At 47.7% G+C, this 16,109-nt stretch carries 15 protein-coding genes and 4 tRNA genes; 11 read left to right on the top strand and 8 right to left on the bottom strand.

Features of this window, described 5'->3' with window-relative positions; genetic code table 11:
• Positions 1-6 precede the first annotated feature (6 nt).
• Positions 7-639, bottom strand: a complete 633-nt coding sequence (gene can, locus D3795_RS01885) for a carbonate dehydratase (RefSeq protein WP_156265904.1) — start codon at positions 637-639, stop codon at positions 7-9.
• 56 nt (positions 640-695) lie between these two features.
• On the bottom strand, positions 696-2,105 hold the full coding sequence (gene gltX / locus D3795_RS01880; RefSeq protein WP_156265903.1) for a glutamate--tRNA ligase: 1,410 nt from the start codon (positions 2,103-2,105) through the stop codon (positions 696-698).
• Between the two features lie 237 nt (positions 2,106-2,342).
• On the opposite strand from gltX, the gene D3795_RS01875 reads away from it, so the two are divergent.
• Positions 2,343-2,418 (top strand) — tRNA-Val (locus D3795_RS01875).
• Positions 2,419-2,445: 27 nt separating this feature from the next.
• Positions 2,446-2,521, top strand: a tRNA-Val gene (locus D3795_RS01870).
• A gap of 149 nt (positions 2,522-2,670) precedes the next feature.
• Here the strand turns inward: D3795_RS01870 and D3795_RS01865 are convergent.
• The 4 genes from D3795_RS01865 to D3795_RS01850 all read right to left on the bottom strand — a co-directional run bounded on the left by D3795_RS01865 (position 2,671) and on the right by D3795_RS01850 (position 6,990).
• Entirely contained in the window at positions 2,671-3,057 is a 387-nt protein-coding gene (locus D3795_RS01865; RefSeq protein ID WP_313906858.1) for a DUF2919 family protein, read from the bottom strand.
• 114 nt (positions 3,058-3,171) lie between these two features.
• Positions 3,172-3,381 carry a DUF2061 domain-containing protein gene (locus tag D3795_RS01860; RefSeq protein WP_156265901.1) on the bottom strand — a complete coding sequence of 70 codons (210 nt, stop codon included), beginning with the start codon at positions 3,379-3,381 and terminating at the stop codon, positions 3,172-3,174.
• 190 nt (positions 3,382-3,571) lie between these two features.
• Positions 3,572-5,587 (bottom strand): excinuclease ABC subunit UvrB, encoded by a 2,016-nt coding sequence (uvrB, locus tag D3795_RS01855; protein WP_156265900.1) that lies wholly within the window; start codon positions 5,585-5,587, stop codon positions 3,572-3,574.
• Complete coding sequence (locus D3795_RS01850) at positions 5,584-6,990, bottom strand: MATE family efflux transporter (RefSeq protein ID WP_156265899.1); 1,407 nt, start codon at positions 6,988-6,990, stop codon at positions 5,584-5,586. Before D3795_RS01850 ends, uvrB begins: the two co-directional genes overlap by 4 nt.
• A 154-nt stretch (positions 6,991-7,144) precedes the next feature.
• Here D3795_RS01850 and D3795_RS01845 point away from each other — a divergent pair, with 154 nt between their 5' ends.
• The 3 genes from D3795_RS01845 to D3795_RS01835 all read left to right on the top strand — a co-directional run bounded on the left by D3795_RS01845 (position 7,145) and on the right by D3795_RS01835 (position 9,144).
• Positions 7,145-8,332 (top strand): pyridoxal phosphate-dependent aminotransferase, encoded by a 1,188-nt coding sequence (locus D3795_RS01845; RefSeq protein ID WP_156265898.1) that lies wholly within the window; start codon positions 7,145-7,147, stop codon positions 8,330-8,332.
• A 621-nt stretch (positions 8,333-8,953) separates the two neighbouring features.
• A tRNA-Asn gene (locus tag D3795_RS01840) sits at positions 8,954-9,030 on the top strand.
• Between the two features lie 37 nt (positions 9,031-9,067).
• A tRNA-Asn gene (locus D3795_RS01835) sits at positions 9,068-9,144 on the top strand.
• Position 9,145: 1 nt separating this feature from the next.
• On the opposite strand, the gene D3795_RS01830 is transcribed toward D3795_RS01835, so the two are convergent.
• Together D3795_RS01830 and D3795_RS01825 are read right to left on the bottom strand one after the other, a co-directional pair.
• Complete coding sequence (locus tag D3795_RS01830; protein ID WP_156265897.1) at positions 9,146-10,204, bottom strand: glycosyltransferase family protein; 1,059 nt, start codon at positions 10,202-10,204, stop codon at positions 9,146-9,148.
• Positions 10,205-10,231: 27 nt separating this feature from the next.
• A complete protein-coding gene (locus D3795_RS01825; RefSeq protein WP_216648963.1) occupies positions 10,232-10,759 on the bottom strand; it encodes a phosphatase PAP2 family protein in 528 nt (175 codons plus the stop codon).
• Between the two features lie 198 nt (positions 10,760-10,957).
• Between D3795_RS01825 and rsxA the strand changes: the two genes are divergently transcribed.
• Genes rsxA through D3795_RS01795 form a run of 6 tightly spaced genes read left to right on the top strand, consistent with a single transcriptional unit; the run spans position 10,958 to position 16,109 of the window.
• A complete protein-coding gene (gene rsxA, locus D3795_RS01820; RefSeq protein ID WP_126759027.1) occupies positions 10,958-11,542 on the top strand; it encodes an electron transport complex subunit RsxA in 585 nt (194 codons plus the stop codon).
• Positions 11,539-12,102 carry an electron transport complex subunit RsxB gene (gene rsxB / locus D3795_RS01815; protein WP_156265896.1) on the top strand — a complete coding sequence of 188 codons (564 nt, stop codon included), beginning with the start codon at positions 11,539-11,541 and terminating at the stop codon, positions 12,100-12,102. Before rsxA ends, rsxB begins: the two co-directional genes overlap by 4 nt.
• A complete protein-coding gene (gene rsxC / locus D3795_RS01810) occupies positions 12,102-13,700 on the top strand; it encodes an electron transport complex subunit RsxC (protein ID WP_156265895.1) in 1,599 nt (532 codons plus the stop codon). Before rsxB ends, rsxC begins: the two co-directional genes overlap by 1 nt.
• The gene (gene rsxD, locus D3795_RS01805; protein WP_156265894.1) at positions 13,697-14,755 is read left to right on the top strand and encodes an electron transport complex subunit RsxD; all 1,059 of its coding nucleotides are present in this window, start codon (positions 13,697-13,699) and stop codon (positions 14,753-14,755) included. The genes rsxC and rsxD overlap by 4 nt, the downstream gene beginning before the upstream one ends.
• Entirely contained in the window at positions 14,752-15,399 is a 648-nt protein-coding gene (gene rsxG, locus D3795_RS01800; RefSeq protein WP_156265893.1) for an electron transport complex subunit RsxG, read from the top strand. The genes rsxD and rsxG overlap by 4 nt, the downstream gene beginning before the upstream one ends.
• Entirely contained in the window at positions 15,396-16,109 is a 714-nt protein-coding gene (locus tag D3795_RS01795) for an electron transport complex subunit E (protein ID WP_156265892.1), read from the top strand. Before rsxG ends, D3795_RS01795 begins: the two co-directional genes overlap by 4 nt.

Genomic DNA, 16,109 nt, shown 5'->3' with positions numbered 1-16,109 from the left:
TATGTATTACTCATCAAAGTGATAAATTCGTTCTAACGATGCGCGATCTCGCACAGTTACTTCCATGTCTCGAACGAGACCATCCTCAATACTATATACCCAGCCATGAATAGCTAATTCTTGGCCCCGGTCCCAAGCTTGCTGGATGATTGTTGTCTTCGCCAAATTTCGGACCTGTTCAATCACATTCAGTTCGCAAAGCCTATCCAAACGCTCTTTAGCGCCACCGATGCTTTCAAGTTCGTCATGGTGAATACGATAAATATCTTTAATCGGAAATAACCAATGGTCAACAAGCCCATGACTGCAACTTTCGGTAGCCGCTCGCACGCCGCCACAGCCATAATGTCCTACTACTAAAATATGCTTAACATGCAGTGTTTCAACTGCATATTGCACCACTGACAAGCAGTTGAAATCAGTTTGAATCACCTGATTTGCGACGTTGCGGTGGACAAATAATTCTCCAGGTGCCATACCAACAACCTGATTTGCCGGAACTCGGCTATCTGAACAACCAATCCACAAATATTCGGGTGATTGTTGCGCCACTAGATTATTAAAAAATGTGGGATCTTGCTCGCGCATCCGTGTGGCCCAAGCGTGGTTGTTGGCTAACAACTTATCGATATCTTGCATGCTTTTAATCTCTGAGAGACATAGAAAAAAGGCGCCAAACTGGCGCCCTTTCCGAGTTACTGCGCTTGTTCACGTTCAATGATAAACGAAATAGCACGAGCAATACGTCCTACCACTTGTTCTTGCGACAATAATTCTAAGGTCACATCGAGTGATGGTGAATTACCCGAACCGGTAACAGCAACACGCAATGGCATGCCTACTTTACCCATACCAACGCCAAGATCATCGGCCGTCTGTTGAATAGCAGCTTGAATCGTTGCAGCGTTCCAAATATCTAGACTTGCAAGACGATCTTGCACCGCTTCCAGCGCTTCGCGAGCGACCGGACGCAAATGCTTCTTCGCTGCAGCTTCATCAAATTCTTCGTATTCTTCGTAGAAATAACGGCTTTGTTCTGCCATTTCTTTGAGTGTTTTCACCCGATCAGCCATCAATGGAATAAGCTTCTCAAGCGCTGGGCCACGGCTTACATCAATGGCTTGATCAGTAAAGTGCCATTGCAGATACGGAACCACGCGCTCAACCGGCAATGACTTCATGTAATGCTGGTTCAACCAATTTAGTTTCTCGGTGTTAAATGCCGATGCCGCTTTGTTAACGTCATCAAGGCTAAATAACTTCACCATTTCATCAACGCTGAAAATCTCTTGGTCACCGTGCGACCAACCTAAACGTACCAGGTAATTTAATACGGCTTCAGGCAAGTAACCGTCGTCACGATATTGCATAACGCTAACTGCACCATGACGCTTTGACAACTTCTTCCCATCGTCGCCTAAAATCATCGATACGTGCGCATACTCTGGCACCGGTGCACCGAGCGCTTTTAAAATATTAATTTGACGAGGTGTGTTATTAATATGGTCTTCACCACGCACCACGTGCGTAATGCTCATTTCCCAATCGTCGATAACCACACAGAAGTTGTACGTTGGCGTACCATCGCTACGTGCAATAATTAAGTCATCAAGTTCGGTGTTAGCAAACTCAATTGGCCCGCGAATATGATCATGAAACTTCACGCTACCTTGTTGCGGGTTACGGAAGCGCACCACATATTTGTCGCCAGATACATTCGGGTTATCGCGGCAGTGACCATCGTAACGAGGCTTTTCGCCACGCGCCATTTGGTCTTCACGCATTTGTTCCAAACGTTCAGTCGAGCAATAACACTTGTACGCTTTATCTTCTTCTAACAGCTTGTCTATGTAATGCTCGTAACGATCAAAGCGTTTGGTTTGATAATACGGACCCTCATCCCAATTCAAACCTAGCCATTCCATGCCTTCTAAAATGGCATCAATGGCTGGTTGAGTTGAACGTTCACGGTCTGTGTCTTCAATACGCAGTACAAACTTTCCGCCAGCTGCTTTCGCAACCAACCAAGAGTACAGTGCGGTACGCGCACCACCAACGTGAAGGTAACCAGTAGGACTTGGGGCAAATCGGGTGACCACTTTCATAATTCTTGCTTTCTCCGCATTATTCGGGTTATTTTGCAGTTTCGTTATGCATGCATTCTACCAAGAAGCAGCGGCAGGCGCATTAGGGGAAAGCATAGATTATTGTGTTTTTACTAAGCAGGATGTTGATTTTTACGGCAAAGCGGGGAAAAAATCAGCAGTCGAACAAATCAAGTGAGATTTCCTGTTGACAGTATCGTTAAGCACCCTATAATACGCCCCGCAACGCAGAGAAAAGGATGGTTAGCTCAGCTGGGAGAGCACCGCCCTTACAAGGCGGGGGTCACTGGTTCGAACCCAGTACCATCCACCACTTCTTCATTTTCTCTGTCTCCCTGATGGATGGTTAGCTCAGCTGGGAGAGCACCGCCCTTACAAGGCGGGGGTCACTGGTTCGAGCCCAGTACCATCCACCACTTCTTAAAAACGAAGAGCGTTAATCGTTATTGGTTATTCGTTATTCGGAAAAGAAAACCCCAAAACCAACACCTTAAAACTAAATACGCTAAAACGTGTTTCGTATTTTCGTTTTCGTTTTCCGTTTTTAACGAATAACGAATAACGATTAACGAATAACGATCAGCGCTGTGAAGCGCTTCAAGTGTCTTGAAAATAGCAACATCCAGCCGGCAGCCAGCCAACCAAACAATAACAATGCTTTCACCAATGAAAACGTTGGCCAAAGATTACTAATTAAACTCAGCAGTAAAACCCCATCAATAAGCCAACTACACCACAATAGAATGGGTACCACGCCAAATGAACGTGCCACCCACTCTGGAATGTCCGCTTTTAATTGCGTTAGCAGAATAAACACAAAGAATGCCGGAAGCCCTACAAGCAAGGCTAAGCCGAATTGATCAGTGCTGGTGTAAAAGAATTTGAGTAAACGCGAACGATCTTCCATGAACGTCAACGAAATAATCCACGCGGCATAGCCGCGTAAAAAAATAGTAGAATAAAAAGCAGGCTCAACGGCGTTTTTAATTTGCCGTCTGGCGTTACATAGCGTTCATCACCGGGCAGTAATTGCACGTCTCATCTCTAACTCAAATCAAAAGTGTCGCTATGCTACGTGCACCGTATCAATTTGTCGACTCTGCCGACGTTTTTGTCGTGCCGCCCAGTATTTCTCATGAAAATAATAGGCTACCGTATTCACCACCGGCTCGATCAGTGCCACTGCGCCACCAAGCACAATATCACCGGTCATTAGCCAGACGAGGGTGAATGCCACGCTCACGTGCATCACGCCAAAAGAAACTGTTTTCGCCATATCGGTATCCCCCATGAATTTTCCATGAATAGATAATATCAATTACTATGAATTTATCTAACCGAAATAACCGATGAACGTGAAATGCAAAAGCGATATTCGTTAGTCGTTATTGGTTACTCGTTAAAAACGAAAGACCGTTTTTGTTTTGTCTTTTCGAATAACGTCTAACGAATAACCAATAACGCCGTTAAAGGACTTTGAGTTGCTCGCGGAGTTTAGCAACATCATCTCGCAACGCCGCCGCCTTCTCGAACTCCAAATCTTTAGCCGCCTGATACATTGCCTTCTCAGTCTGTTCAATTTTCTGAACCAAGGCCTTCGGATCAAACATAGCTGGATCGTAGGCTGCTTCCGCTTCGCTCACACGCTGTTTCTCGCGGCGTGGGGCACGAATGCCACCGCCGAGATCCATGACGTCGGTCACGCGTTTGTTTAAGCCTTTTGGTGTAATGCCGTGCTCTTCGTTATATGCCACTTGCTTCGCGCGGCGGCGATCGGTTTCGTCGATGGCGCGTTGCATTGAGCCGGTAATGCGATCAGCATAAAGTATGGCACGACCGTTGAGATTACGAGCCGCACGACCAATGGTCTGGATTAATGAGCGATCAGAGCGTAAGAAGCCTTCTTTGTCGGCATCAAGAATCGCGACAAGAGATACTTCTGGCATATCCAAGCCCTCTCGTAGCAAGTTAATACCAACCAAAACATCGAACTCACCCAAGCGCAAATCGCGAATGATTTCCATCCGCTCAACGGTGTCGATGTCTGAATGCAAATAGCGCACGCGAATGCCGTGCTCGTCCAAATAATCGGAGAGGTCTTCTGCCATCTTCTTAGTTAGTGTGGTCGCAAGAACACGTTCGTTACGCTCGACACGTAAACGCACTTCCGACATCAAGTCATCAACCTGAGTGGCGACCGGACGAATCTCAATTTCTGGGTCAATCAATCCCGTTGGGCGAACAACCTGCTCGACGACTTCGCCTGCTGATTTTTCAATTTCATACTTTCCAGGTGTCGCGGAAACATAAATGGTTTGCGGCGCAATGGCCTCAAACTCTTCAAACTTGAGCGGCCGGTTATCCAACGCTGATGGCAATCGGAAGCCATAATTGACCAAATTTTCTTTACGCGAACGGTCGCCTTTGTACATGGCACCAATTTGCGACACGGTCACATGCGACTCATCAATAATCAGTAAGGCATCATCTGGCAAGTAATCTAATAGGGTTGGTGGTGGCTCGCCTGGCGCACGCCCAGATAAATAGCGCGAATAGTTTTCAATGCCCGAGCAATAACCAAGCTCCAGCATCATTTCAATATCGTATTGAGTGCGCTGACTGAGTCGCTGCTCTTCCACCAACTTATTCGAATCAAGAAGCTGTTGTTTGCGCTCTTTTAATTCTTCTTTAATACGCTCAATGGCATTAAGAATGGTTTCGCGTGGCGTGACATAGTGCGTTTTTGGATATACCGTTGCGCGGGCGACATCAGCCTCAGTCACCTGCCCGGTTAACGGCTCAAAAAAGCTGATGCGATCAATTTCATCGTCAAACAGCTCAACACGAATGGCTAACTGTTCTGATTCCGCAGGGAAGATATCAATGACTTCACCGCGCACTCGATAGGTGCCCCGCTCGAACGCCGCGTCATTACGCTTATATTGCAACTGCGCCAAGCGGCGAAGAATATCGCGCTGATCAATCAAATCACCGCGACGCAAATGCAGCATCATTTTCATATACGATTCAGGGTCACCCAAACCATAAATACATGATACCGAGGCCACCAATACAACGTCACGACGCTCCATCAATGCCTTAGTTGCGGACAAGCGCATCTGCTCAATGTGATCGTTAATTGACGCATCTTTCTCAATAAATGTATCCGTGGTTGGTACATACGCTTCTGGCTGATAGTAATCGTAGTACGACACGAAATATTCAACCGCATTGTTCGGGAAGAATTCTTTCATTTCGCCATAGAGTTGCGCAGCGAGCGTTTTATTGTGAGCAAGAATTAACGTTGGCCGTTGGATGTTTTGAATCACATTGGCCATGGTGAAGGTTTTACCCGAGCCAGTCACACCCAATAAGGTTTGATGAGCTAAACCTGCATCTAAGTTGTCAACCAAGCGCTCGATGGCCGCCGGCTGGTCGCCCGCTGGCTGATAATCGGACTTGAGTTCAAATGCTCGACTCATTTGGTTGCTCCTTCTGCCACACCTTCTAACGCACTATTCACGTGCTCTTGCCGCTCGCGCGCTGTTTCCAACCGTAAGCCACGGTGGAACCAGAACCATGCAAGTACGCCAGTGATCACGTTCGCGATCACGCCACCCACGAATAACCCTGGTATATCGTAAATAATGGCACCTAACCAACTCAGCGGCACGAACATCACAAATAAACGCACAATGCTTAATGCCAACGCATTCATCGGGCGATGCAGTGCATTCAAACTTGAATTCGTCAGAATAATCACGCCCTGTACACCGTAACCAATCGGCATAATAAAGATGAATAACCGAATTAGACGTGCCACTTCCGGATCATCGGTAAATGCTGCGGCAATCCACGGTGCCGTTGCGACTAATAAACCATAGATAAATAGCTGAACAATGAGTACGCTGCGCACCGCGACCCGATAAGCCGCACCAACACGATCAAATGAGTGTGCACCAAAATTTTGACTAATTAACGGTGGCAACGACATCGATAGCGCCAGAATAATCACACTCGCCAGTGATTCCAAACGCGTGCCAACACCAAATGCCGCGACTGCCGGCGCGCCGTATGCTGCAATAATCGCAGTAATCACCGCCATCGCTAATGGCGTTAACATATTGGCACCAGCAGCGGGTACCCCAATATTCAAGATTTGGCGTGCGGAACGTAACCAACTAGCATCAGCTGGTGCTTTTAACGATAACAGTTGTTTATAACTGAGGTACCACAACACCAAACCTGAGCCGATAATCCAGGAAATTAAACTGGCGAGCGCTGCACCTTGTACGCCCATGGCTGGAATGGGGCCAAGACCGAAAATTAATATCGGATCAAAAATAGCGTTGAGCAGCCCTCCCGATGCCATGATCAAGGACGGTGTTCGGGTATCCCCGGCTGCGCGTAATACGGCATTGCCAACCATTGGCGTGACCAACAACACGGCACCTAAGAACCAAATGGACATGTAATCATGGATGTATGGCAATAAACGTTCTTGGGCATTCAGCGCGGCGAAAATTGGATCCATGGTGAGATAGCCAATTAAAGACAAGATCATCACCAACAATGCTGACACCGACAACGCCGTTGCACCATCAAACTTGGCATGTTCCTCTCGGCCCGAGCCACGCTTACGTGCGATAACCGCTGATGTTCCAATACCCAAGCCAATCGCTAAACTTACAATGGTAAAGGTAACCGGAAAGGTAAAACTGACAGCAGCCAACGGGTCAGTGCCCAACATACCGACAAAAAACGTATCAACCACGTTGAAGCTGATTAGCGTCAACACACCAATGATCACCGGCCAAGTCATCCGCCAGAGAGTGGGTTGAATAGGATCGTGCAGTAATGATTTTGCCGCTACAGCTTGGCTCATGTGTCGTTAATACCGGTATTGAAAAAAGAAGCCGTAGTGTAACGAATTTTGCGCTTTTTCGCTATGTTATAAGCTGTGTCTCAATAGACAAAATTCCGCGAAAAAGATATAGTAGCAGCAACTTTTTCACCCCATCTATGTTTAGGATCGCACTGTGAAATACCAACTATCTGACCGTGTTAACGCTATTCAACCATCGCCAACACTTGCTGTGTCGCAAAAAGCTGCTGAACTTAAAGCTGCTGGCTATGATGTGATTGGTTTGGGTGTGGGTGAACCTGATTTCGATACCCCTGAATTTGTCAAAACCGCGGCAAAAGCTGCCATTGATGCGGGTCACACCAAATACACGGCGGTCGACGGCATTCCGCAACTCAAACAAGCCGTGGTTGATAAGTTCAAGCGTGACAATGGCTTAACCTACGAAACCAGCGAAATTTTGATTTCTGCCGGCGGTAAGCACAGTATTTTTAACTTGTTGAGCGCATGGCTTAATCCGGGTGACGAAGTACTGATTCCTGCGCCGTATTGGGTATCATATCCAGATATGTCGATTTTAGTCGGTGCCGTACCGAAATTCATTGAAGCAGGTATTGAGCAGCGCTATAAAATCACTGCTGAGCAATTAGCCGCAGCCATTACTCCGAAAACACGCTTAATGTTTTTAAATAGCCCGTCAAACCCAACAGGCACTGCTTACACCAAAGCTGAATTAGAAAGCCTTGCCGACGTGTTGCGTCAACATCCGCAAGTTCTAATCGCCACCGACGATATGTACGAGCACATTTTGTGGAGTGACGAGAGCTTCCATAACATCGCGATGGTTGCACCAGATTTGAAAGAGCGCATTGTGATTTTGTCGGGTGTATCAAAAGCATACGCCATGACGGGGTGGCGCATTGGTTACGCTGCTGGCCCTAAGCCACTGATTGCCGCGATGAAGAAGATTCAATCGCAAAGCACCTCAAACCCAGCCAGCATCAGCCAGTGGGCCGCGCTTGCTGCACTTGAAGGTGACCAGAGCTGTATCACCGACATGGTTAAGGCGTTTAAACAGCGCCACGATTATCTCGTGGAAGCCCTCAACGAAGTTCCTGGTATGAAATGCATTGCTGGTGACGGTACTTTCTATACGTTTGCTAATATTGATGAGCTTATCAGTCAAAAAGGCGCAAGTTCAGACGTTGAGTTGTGCGAGATGATTTTGAATGAAGCCAAAGTGGCGTTAGTTCCAGGTACCGCATTTGGTGCACCTGGCCACTGCCGCTTCTCGTTCGCCTGTAGCCTCGATACGCTAAAAGAAGCAGTAAAACGTATTAAAGCGTTTGCCGAAAGCGCTTAATCTTCAGCTTAAATAATGTCGACTGAAGCCGCATTCAATCAATGCGGCTTTTTTCATGAATAATTCATATGACATGGTCATGACAGCAACGCTAAAACAGTTGTTTAAAATATATTCGTCACAAAAAATTAATCATCGGAAATACACTGGGTTATAAGCGCTCTATTAGCGTCGGTTTTGTGTACAAATTAGGTAAGAAATACACAATCGATGTATCAAAATGCGACAGACGACATGTCGCCGCCAAAAACTTTCAAGGTTCTGTAAAGGTGACACATAACAGGTTGTTTTATATAGTTATTTATTTTTAAAGCCAATTTTTAAGCAATCGCTAAATCAGCCCCAAAAGCCCACCGTTAAAAGCAACTCACACAGTTTCCCACAAGGTTATCCACAGATTTAGTGGATAAGATTGTCTAGCCGTTGAAACACGTGCGATCTGCTTTCATGTGGATAACCGAGACGAGTTTGAGTGTATATCATTTGGTATATAGACAACCATTGTGACTACTTGACTTTAAATTTTTCATACAGTTTGCGCACAAAACAAGCAAACAGCATTTTTTAGTATTGACAGAGGCCGCAACCGCCTTTAACATTCGCACCCGTTGTCAGATGTGTTCCCCAGTAGCTCAGTTGGTTAGAGCGGTGGACTGTTAATCCATGTGTCGTTGGTTCGAATCCAACCTGGGGAGCCAAGACATCTCACAACACCCCCGAATACCCCTTAAGTATTCCCCAGTAGCTCAGTTGGTTAGAGCGGTGGACTGTTAATCCATGTGTCGTTGGTTCGAATCCAACCTGGGGAGCCACTTAATAACTCTTTAAACATTCCATGTAATCTTCAAATTCAGTACGCTGCCAAAGTCTTGCACTTAAATGGTGAACAGGCTCTACTGCGCCGTCGCTTAACCATTCGGCAACCGCATGCGCGACATTCGGCCAGCGACAATAATTCCCTTTTTGCACCTGTAAAAACTTCGATACCGCGTCAGAGTCTAATGACCACATCACTTGCGCTAAACGTGATCGCTCCAAACATTCGGCATTGGCTGTTTGCTCAAATTGACCGGTTAACGGCTTAACTAGCAATTTCTTGCCCGTTGCCAGCGCTTCGCTAGCGGTTTCGAAGCCGGCGTTGCTGATGATTCCCTCGGCTCTAGCCATCGCTTCTGCAAATCCAATTCGTGATGGCGCAAAATAACGAATATGCCCCACTTCACGTTGTTCTGCTTGCGGATGGAACACCTCAAAAGTCGTATTCTCAAATGGCTGTAATAGCTTATGAATAGATGCCAGCGGCTCAAATGGTAAATACACGACATAATGACGCGGACGCACGCTAGCGTTGCGACCACGCTGATGAATAATTGGCGGTAATACATGCGATGCGTCATCAAACCAATGCATGCCAACGGCGACGTCAGCCGGCGCAAACCAGCGTAACATTTGTCGATGGGCTGCTGAAATTGGCAGGCTGGGCGTTGGCTTATAGAATGCGTACTGACGCCCTAAACCAATCACTTTTTTACCTTGCAAGCGCCCTGCCCAAGCGGTAATCGGTTCATAATCACTCACCACTAAATCAATGTCGCTTAAATCGAGTTCACGCACATCTTTCCAAAACTGTTGCCATTGATTACGACGCACCGTTTCAAACAAATTCACCTTGCCCTGCTCAACCACAAACGACAAGCCTTGGCGCCATTGCCAGTCACCAAATGCAGCCATGTCAAATAACTGACTTTTATCGCGGCCAGAAACCAAAAATTGCACCTGAACATCTGGGAAGCTCTCTAACGCCTCAGCTAGGGCTGAACATCGGCTCAAATGGCCGTTACCGGTTCCCTGAACACCAATTAAAATTCGCATACTACCTCCATGAACTTTACGACGGCGCTAACTTGCCAAACTAATTGCATAACGACTAATGACGTAACCGAGTGTGGCACCGGCGAGAATATCTCCAGGGTAATGCACACCTAGCAACACACGCGAAGCACCGATAGCAGCAGCCCAGACATAGAGCACCCATGACCATGCTGGGAAGAAAGCACTCATAATGCCAGCAAACAAAAAGGCAGCTGTGGTATGCCCTGACGGAAAACTAAATTGATCGTGTGCCAAAATGACCGAACGAAACTGCGGATTCTTTTGATAAGGACGTTGACGCTTTAATATACGTTTTAGTATTGAAAACAGCGGTACTTCAATTGCAAAACCAATAAGCAACGCGGTAATAGGAATAACACTTTCAGTCTCAAGATAAATCGCCATCATTAAGGCTATCAGTGCATACACATAACCATCACCTGAACGAGATATCCAACGAACAATTTGATGGCGACAGCAGCGCTCAAGTCGATGATTTAACCAACGAAAACTACGTTGATCAAACTGGCTAAACTTACCAATCCATCTGGCCATAAATGCGGTCATCATTAATGCCTCATGCGGCTTGCCGTTGCTGGCTTGGTTGAAATTTAGACAGTTCGCGTAACAACACCGTGACAGTTTTATGAATATTCAGTGACAAACTTGAATAACACTACAGTTCATCGGTTGTTTCACAGCGCTAAAAATTCGATAATAGGCACTATTCAAAGTAATGGGACGGATTTTCGCATGGGTGACTACTTGCTGCTGTTGGTAGCAACGGTACTAGTCAACAATTTCGTATTGGTTAAATTCCTCGGGTTATGCCCGTTTATGGGGGTTTCCAATAAGCTAGAAACCGCTATCGGTATGTCGGCTGCAACCACGTTTGTACTAACGTTAGCGTCGGTTTCGAGCTATTTGGTGAATCAATATATTTTGGCGCCGCTCGATTTGATGGCGTTGCAAACATTGAGCTTTATTTTGGTAATTGCCGTTGTGGTGCAATTCACCGAAATGGTCGTGCACAAAACCAGCCCTACTTTATATCGCTTGCTAGGTATTTTCTTACCGCTGATCACCACCAACTGTGCGGTACTTGGTGTGGCTTTATTAAATATCAATGAACAGCACAATTTTATTGAATCAATTGTGTACGGTTTTGGCGCCGCTCTTGGTTTCTCTCTTGTACTAATTCTGTTTTCAGCCTTGCGCGAGCGCTTAGCGGCAGCAGATGTTCCTATCCCGTTCAAAGGAGCGGCTGTGGCAATGATTACAGCGGGCCTGATGTCTCTGGCATTTATGGGCTTTAGCGGCTTGGTGACCACCTCATGACCGTTGTAACTGCTCTCATCGTATTTGGCGTTCTCGCGCTTATTTTCGGTCTTATTCTTGGCTTTGCTGCCGTGCGATTCCGCGTTGAAAGTGACCCGATTGTGGATCAAATCGATGCAGTTTTGCCGCAAACACAGTGTGGCCAATGCGGCTATCCGGGCTGTCGCCCATATGCCGAAGCCATTGCCAATGGTGATGAAATAAATAAGTGCCCACCGGGCGGTCAATCGACAATTAATGCCTTAGCCGATTTGATGGGCGTTGAGGCGAAACCGCTGGATTCTGCTCACGGCGAAGAAGACGTGAAGAAAGTTGCCGTCATTCGTGAAGACGAATGTATCGGCTGTACCAAATGTATTCAGGCGTGCCCTGTTGATGCCATTTTAGGTGCCGCTAAACAAATGCATACCGTAATTGCACACGAGTGCACGGGCTGCGACCTTTGTGTAGAGCCATGCCCAGTGGATTGTATTGACATGGTTCCGGTGCCTGTTCGGCCGGATAATTGGCAGTGGGATCTCCAGCAGATTCCTGTTCGAGTTGTGGAGTCGTCAAACTAATGTCAGCAGCAACCAAAGCGATAGAAGCAGGTCACATTTGGACGTTTCCAGGTGGTATTCATCCGCCCGAGCGTAAAGAGCTGTCGAATCAAACATCCATAGCACCATTGCCGTTAGCAAAAGACTATTATTTGCCGTTGAAACAACACTCTGGTGCACCCGGTGAACTGTTGGTACAGGTGGGCGATCAGGTGAAAGCTGGCCAAGCACTCACGCAAATTGGCGCGAATAACGGGCTGCCCGTGCATGCCCCTACTTCCGGCACCATCACCGCCATTGGGCCTGGTATTATTGCGCACCCGTCGGGGCTTGCCGACACGGTGATTACCATCACAGCCGACGGCAACGATGAGCATATTGCCCTAGAGCCATTAGCTGATTACACACAAATCAGTCGCGCTGATTTGCTTGAGCGAATCAAGGATGCAGGCATTGCAGGTTTGGGCGGCGCCGGTTTCCCGACGGCGCAAAAACTCGCGTTACAGCGTCCGTTAGACTATCTCATTATTAATGGCGTTGAGTGCGAGCCTTATATCAGTGCCGATGACCGTCTCATGCGTGAGCACGCACAAACCATTATTGATGGCACCGAAATTCTGCTACACATCGCTGGCTGTAAAAAAGCGTTAATTGCGATTGAGGCAAACAAACCTGAAGCGATTGCGGCATTCGAAGGGTTATTAGATAAACACCCGCAACTTGCACTGCGCGTGGTGCCGGTGAAGTACCCGTCAGGTGGCGAAAAACAGCTAATTCAACTATTGACCGGTCGCCAAGTACCAAGTCGCGGGTTGCCAATTGATGTTGGCTTAGTGATGCAAAACGTTGGTACCGCATTTGCCGTAGCGCAAGCGGTACTTCAAGGTAAACCGCTGATTGAGCGCGTAGTCACGGTCACCGGTGAAAATGTTGAGAAGCCAGGTAATTACTGGGTTCGCCTAGGTACGCCGGTTGCCTATTTATTGGAACAATGTGGGTTTAAACCGGAACCCGACCAACGGGTAATTATGGGTGGGCCCATGATGGGCTTTACCCTCGCTGACTTGTCTGTACCGGTGGTGAAAATTACCAACTGTATTTTAGTGCCAAGCAGCCAAGAACTTGCGCCAGCACAAGACGAAATGGCATGTATTCGCTGTGGTGCTTGTGCTGACGTCTGCCCTGCCCAGCTGTTACCACAACAATTACAGTGGCTGGCTAAAGCAAAAGACTATGACGGGTTAGATCAGCAGAACCTATTTGACTGTATTGAATGCGGGGCTTGTGCTTATGTGTGCCCAAGCGAAATTCCGTTAGTGCATTATTACCGTAAAGCGAAAGCTGAAGTTCGCAATATTGCGCGTGAAAAGGCGAAAGCGGAAGTGGCACGCGAACGTTTTGAAGCACGCCAAGAACGCCTTGAGCGCGAGAAACAAGAACGTCTTGAACGGCATCGTAAAGCCGCCGAAGCACGGAAGAAAGCCCAAGCTGAAGCTGTCGCACAGGGCGGTGACAATCCGCAAGACGCCGTGCAAGCGGCCATTGCCCGCGCTAAAGCACGAAAAGCAGCACAAGCGGCAGCGGCTCAACAACAGAACAAAGAAGGTGACGACGCATGACCTTTAAAATAGCGGCCTCACCCCACGCGCACCAGCGCCGAACCACGCAGCAAGTGATGCGCTGGGTGTATCTGGCGTTAATTCCTGGGGTTCTGGTACAAACCTATTTCTTCGGGTTTGGCGTTTATGTGCAACTCGCTTTGGCGTTGTTGACCGCATGGGTTGCTGAAGGGCTCGCCATGCGTTTACGTGGCCGGCCGGTTGCGCATGCATGGCAAGATCACACGGCCATCGTCACCGCAGTATTACTCGCGATTAGTATCCCTGCCCTTGCCCCGTGGTGGATTATTGTCATGGGTACCGCATTCGCTATCATTGTGGTGAAGCACGTGTATGGCGGTGTGGGACAAAACCTGTTTAATCCAGCAATGGCTGGTTATGTATTGCTGCTTATTTCATTCCCGGTACAAATGACTAGTTGGCCAATACCGAATGAACTTGCGCAGTTACAGGTTTCAATAAGCGATACGGTGAGCCTGATTTTCAGTGGCTTCACCCAAGCCGGTTATAACCTTGAGCAACTACGTATGGGTGCTGACGGCATAACCATGGCCACACCACTCGATAGCCTTCGCAATGATTTGAATCACCAGTTGACGCTGGGCGAGGCCCTCAGTAAACCAATTTTTGATGACTTTGCCGGTATTGGCTGGGCATGGGTGAACATAGCCTTTTTGCTCGGTGGCCTCGTTCTCATCAAACAAAAGATTATTAGCTGGCACATTCCTGGCGGCATGCTCGTTGGCCTATTGGTTCCAGCCGCTATTTACTGGCTATTTAATCCAGACCAAGCAATCACGCCAATGTTGCACGCATTAAGTGGCGCCACCATGCTTGGTGCGTTCTTTATTGCGACCGATCCGGTGACTGCCGCAACCTCAAATAAAGGTCGTTGGGTATTCGGCTTGTTGGTTGGCTTCTTGGTATTCGTTATTCGTACTTGGGGTGGCTACCCTGACGCCGTTGCGTTTGCTGTGTTGTTGGCAAATATGACCGTGCCAGTGATTGATAAATACACTCAGCCGATTGCTTACGGTCACGGAGGTCGCTCATGATTTTTAAAAGTATGGGACGCAACGGACTTATTTTGGCAGGCTTTGCCATTGTCGCGACATTCTTGGTGATCATGACCTCGCTCGTCACCAAAGAGCCGATTTCACGTCAGCAAGAGCAAGAATTACTGCGGGTATTGAATCAAATCATTCCCGCTGACCAGCACGACAACGATTTATATCAAAGCTGTACGGTTATTCGTCATCCTGATCTTGGCTCAGCGCCGCGTCGGGTTTACCGCGCTTATGTGAACAATGAGCCAACAGCGGTTGCTGTTGAAGTGACGGCGCCCAATGGTTACAGCGGTGCCATTCATTTGTTAGTGGCACTGAACGCTGACGCATCAATTGCCGGTGTGCGCACACTGCAACACCAAGAAACACCCGGCCTTGGTGACAAAATCGAAATTCGCAAAAACGATTGGATCACCAGCTTTAATGGCCAGCGCGTGAATGGCGAAGACGACCCGCGTTGGGCCGTGAAGCGCGACGGTGGCATGTTTGATCAATTCACCGGCGCAACCATCACGCCACGGGCGGTAGTTCAAGCGGTGAAACGTGCGGCATTGGTATTTGAAAACAACCAACAGCAATGGTTTAGCGCACCCGCAAACTGTTATGGCGAAAGCTCAGGAGCACAATCATGAGCAACGACGTGAACGTGAACACCAACACCTACAAAGAACTCACTTGGCAAGGTTTATGGAACAATAACCCCGCCTTGGTGCAATTATTAGGGCTATGCCCACTGTTGGCGGTTACCGCGACTGTAACCAACGCACTTGGTCTTGGTTTAGCCACGCTTTTAGTGCTTGTTGGTTCGAACATTACCGTCAGTTTGGTACGCGAATTTGTACCAAAGGAAATACGTATTCCCGTATTTGTGATGGTTATCGCAACCTTTGTAACCGTCATCCAGTTACTGATGAATGCATACGTATACGGTCTATACCAAGCACTGGGTATTTTCATTCCGTTGATTGTCACCAACTGCGCCATTATTGGCCGCGCTGAAGCCTACGCCTCGAAAAACCCATGGCATCACGCTGCATTTGATGGTTTGATGATGGGCCTTGGTTTTACCTTGGTATTGGTATTGCTCGGCGGTATTCGTGAGGTTCTAGGTAATGGCACGCTGTTTGATGGTGCGAACTTATTACTTGGCGAATGGGCGGCTGACCTACGGGTTGAGTTGTTTAGCGTGGATTACCCGCTGCTGCTTGCCATATTGCCACCCGGAGCCTTCATTGTGATGGGCTTCATTATCGCTGGCAAAAATTGGATTGATCATTATCGTGCCGCCCATGCGGAGAAACCAGAGAAACAGGTGACTCGTGCTCGAGTGACGTCACAATAA

This window comes from Pseudidiomarina andamanensis, assembly GCF_009734345.1.
Classification (GTDB): Bacteria; Pseudomonadota; Gammaproteobacteria; order Enterobacterales; family Alteromonadaceae; genus Pseudidiomarina; species Pseudidiomarina andamanensis.
Note: the sequence above shows the minus strand (reverse complement) of the source record. Positions and strands in the feature narration are given on the sequence as shown.

Bases quoted from the DNA above. Each gene is read 5' to 3' on its own strand.
- can (WP_156265904.1), bottom strand. From the start codon at position 639: ATGCAAGATATCGATAAGTTGTTAGCCAACAACCACGCTTGGGCCACA.
- D3795_RS01825 (WP_216648963.1), bottom strand. From the start codon at position 10,759: ATGGCCAGATGGATTGGTAAGTTTAGCCAGTTTGATCAACGTAGTTTT.
- D3795_RS01860 (WP_156265901.1), bottom strand. From the start codon at position 3,381: ATGGCGAAAACAGTTTCTTTTGGCGTGATGCACGTGAGCGTGGCATTC.
- rsxG (WP_156265893.1), top strand. From the start codon at position 14,752: ATGATTTTTAAAAGTATGGGACGCAACGGACTTATTTTGGCAGGCTTT.
- D3795_RS01795 (WP_156265892.1), top strand. From the start codon at position 15,396: ATGAGCAACGACGTGAACGTGAACACCAACACCTACAAAGAACTCACT.
- rsxA (WP_126759027.1), top strand. From the start codon at position 10,958: ATGGGTGACTACTTGCTGCTGTTGGTAGCAACGGTACTAGTCAACAAT.
- rsxC (WP_156265895.1), top strand. From the start codon at position 12,102: ATGTCAGCAGCAACCAAAGCGATAGAAGCAGGTCACATTTGGACGTTT.
- rsxB (WP_156265896.1), top strand. From the start codon at position 11,539: ATGACCGTTGTAACTGCTCTCATCGTATTTGGCGTTCTCGCGCTTATT.
- gltX (WP_156265903.1), bottom strand. From the start codon at position 2,105: ATGAAAGTGGTCACCCGATTTGCCCCAAGTCCTACTGGTTACCTTCAC.
- uvrB (WP_156265900.1), bottom strand. From the start codon at position 5,587: ATGAGTCGAGCATTTGAACTCAAGTCCGATTATCAGCCAGCGGGCGAC.
- D3795_RS01850 (WP_156265899.1), bottom strand. From the start codon at position 6,990: ATGAGCCAAGCTGTAGCGGCAAAATCATTACTGCACGATCCTATTCAA.
- rsxD (WP_156265894.1), top strand. From the start codon at position 13,697: ATGACCTTTAAAATAGCGGCCTCACCCCACGCGCACCAGCGCCGAACC.
- D3795_RS01830 (WP_156265897.1), bottom strand. From the start codon at position 10,204: ATGCGAATTTTAATTGGTGTTCAGGGAACCGGTAACGGCCATTTGAGC.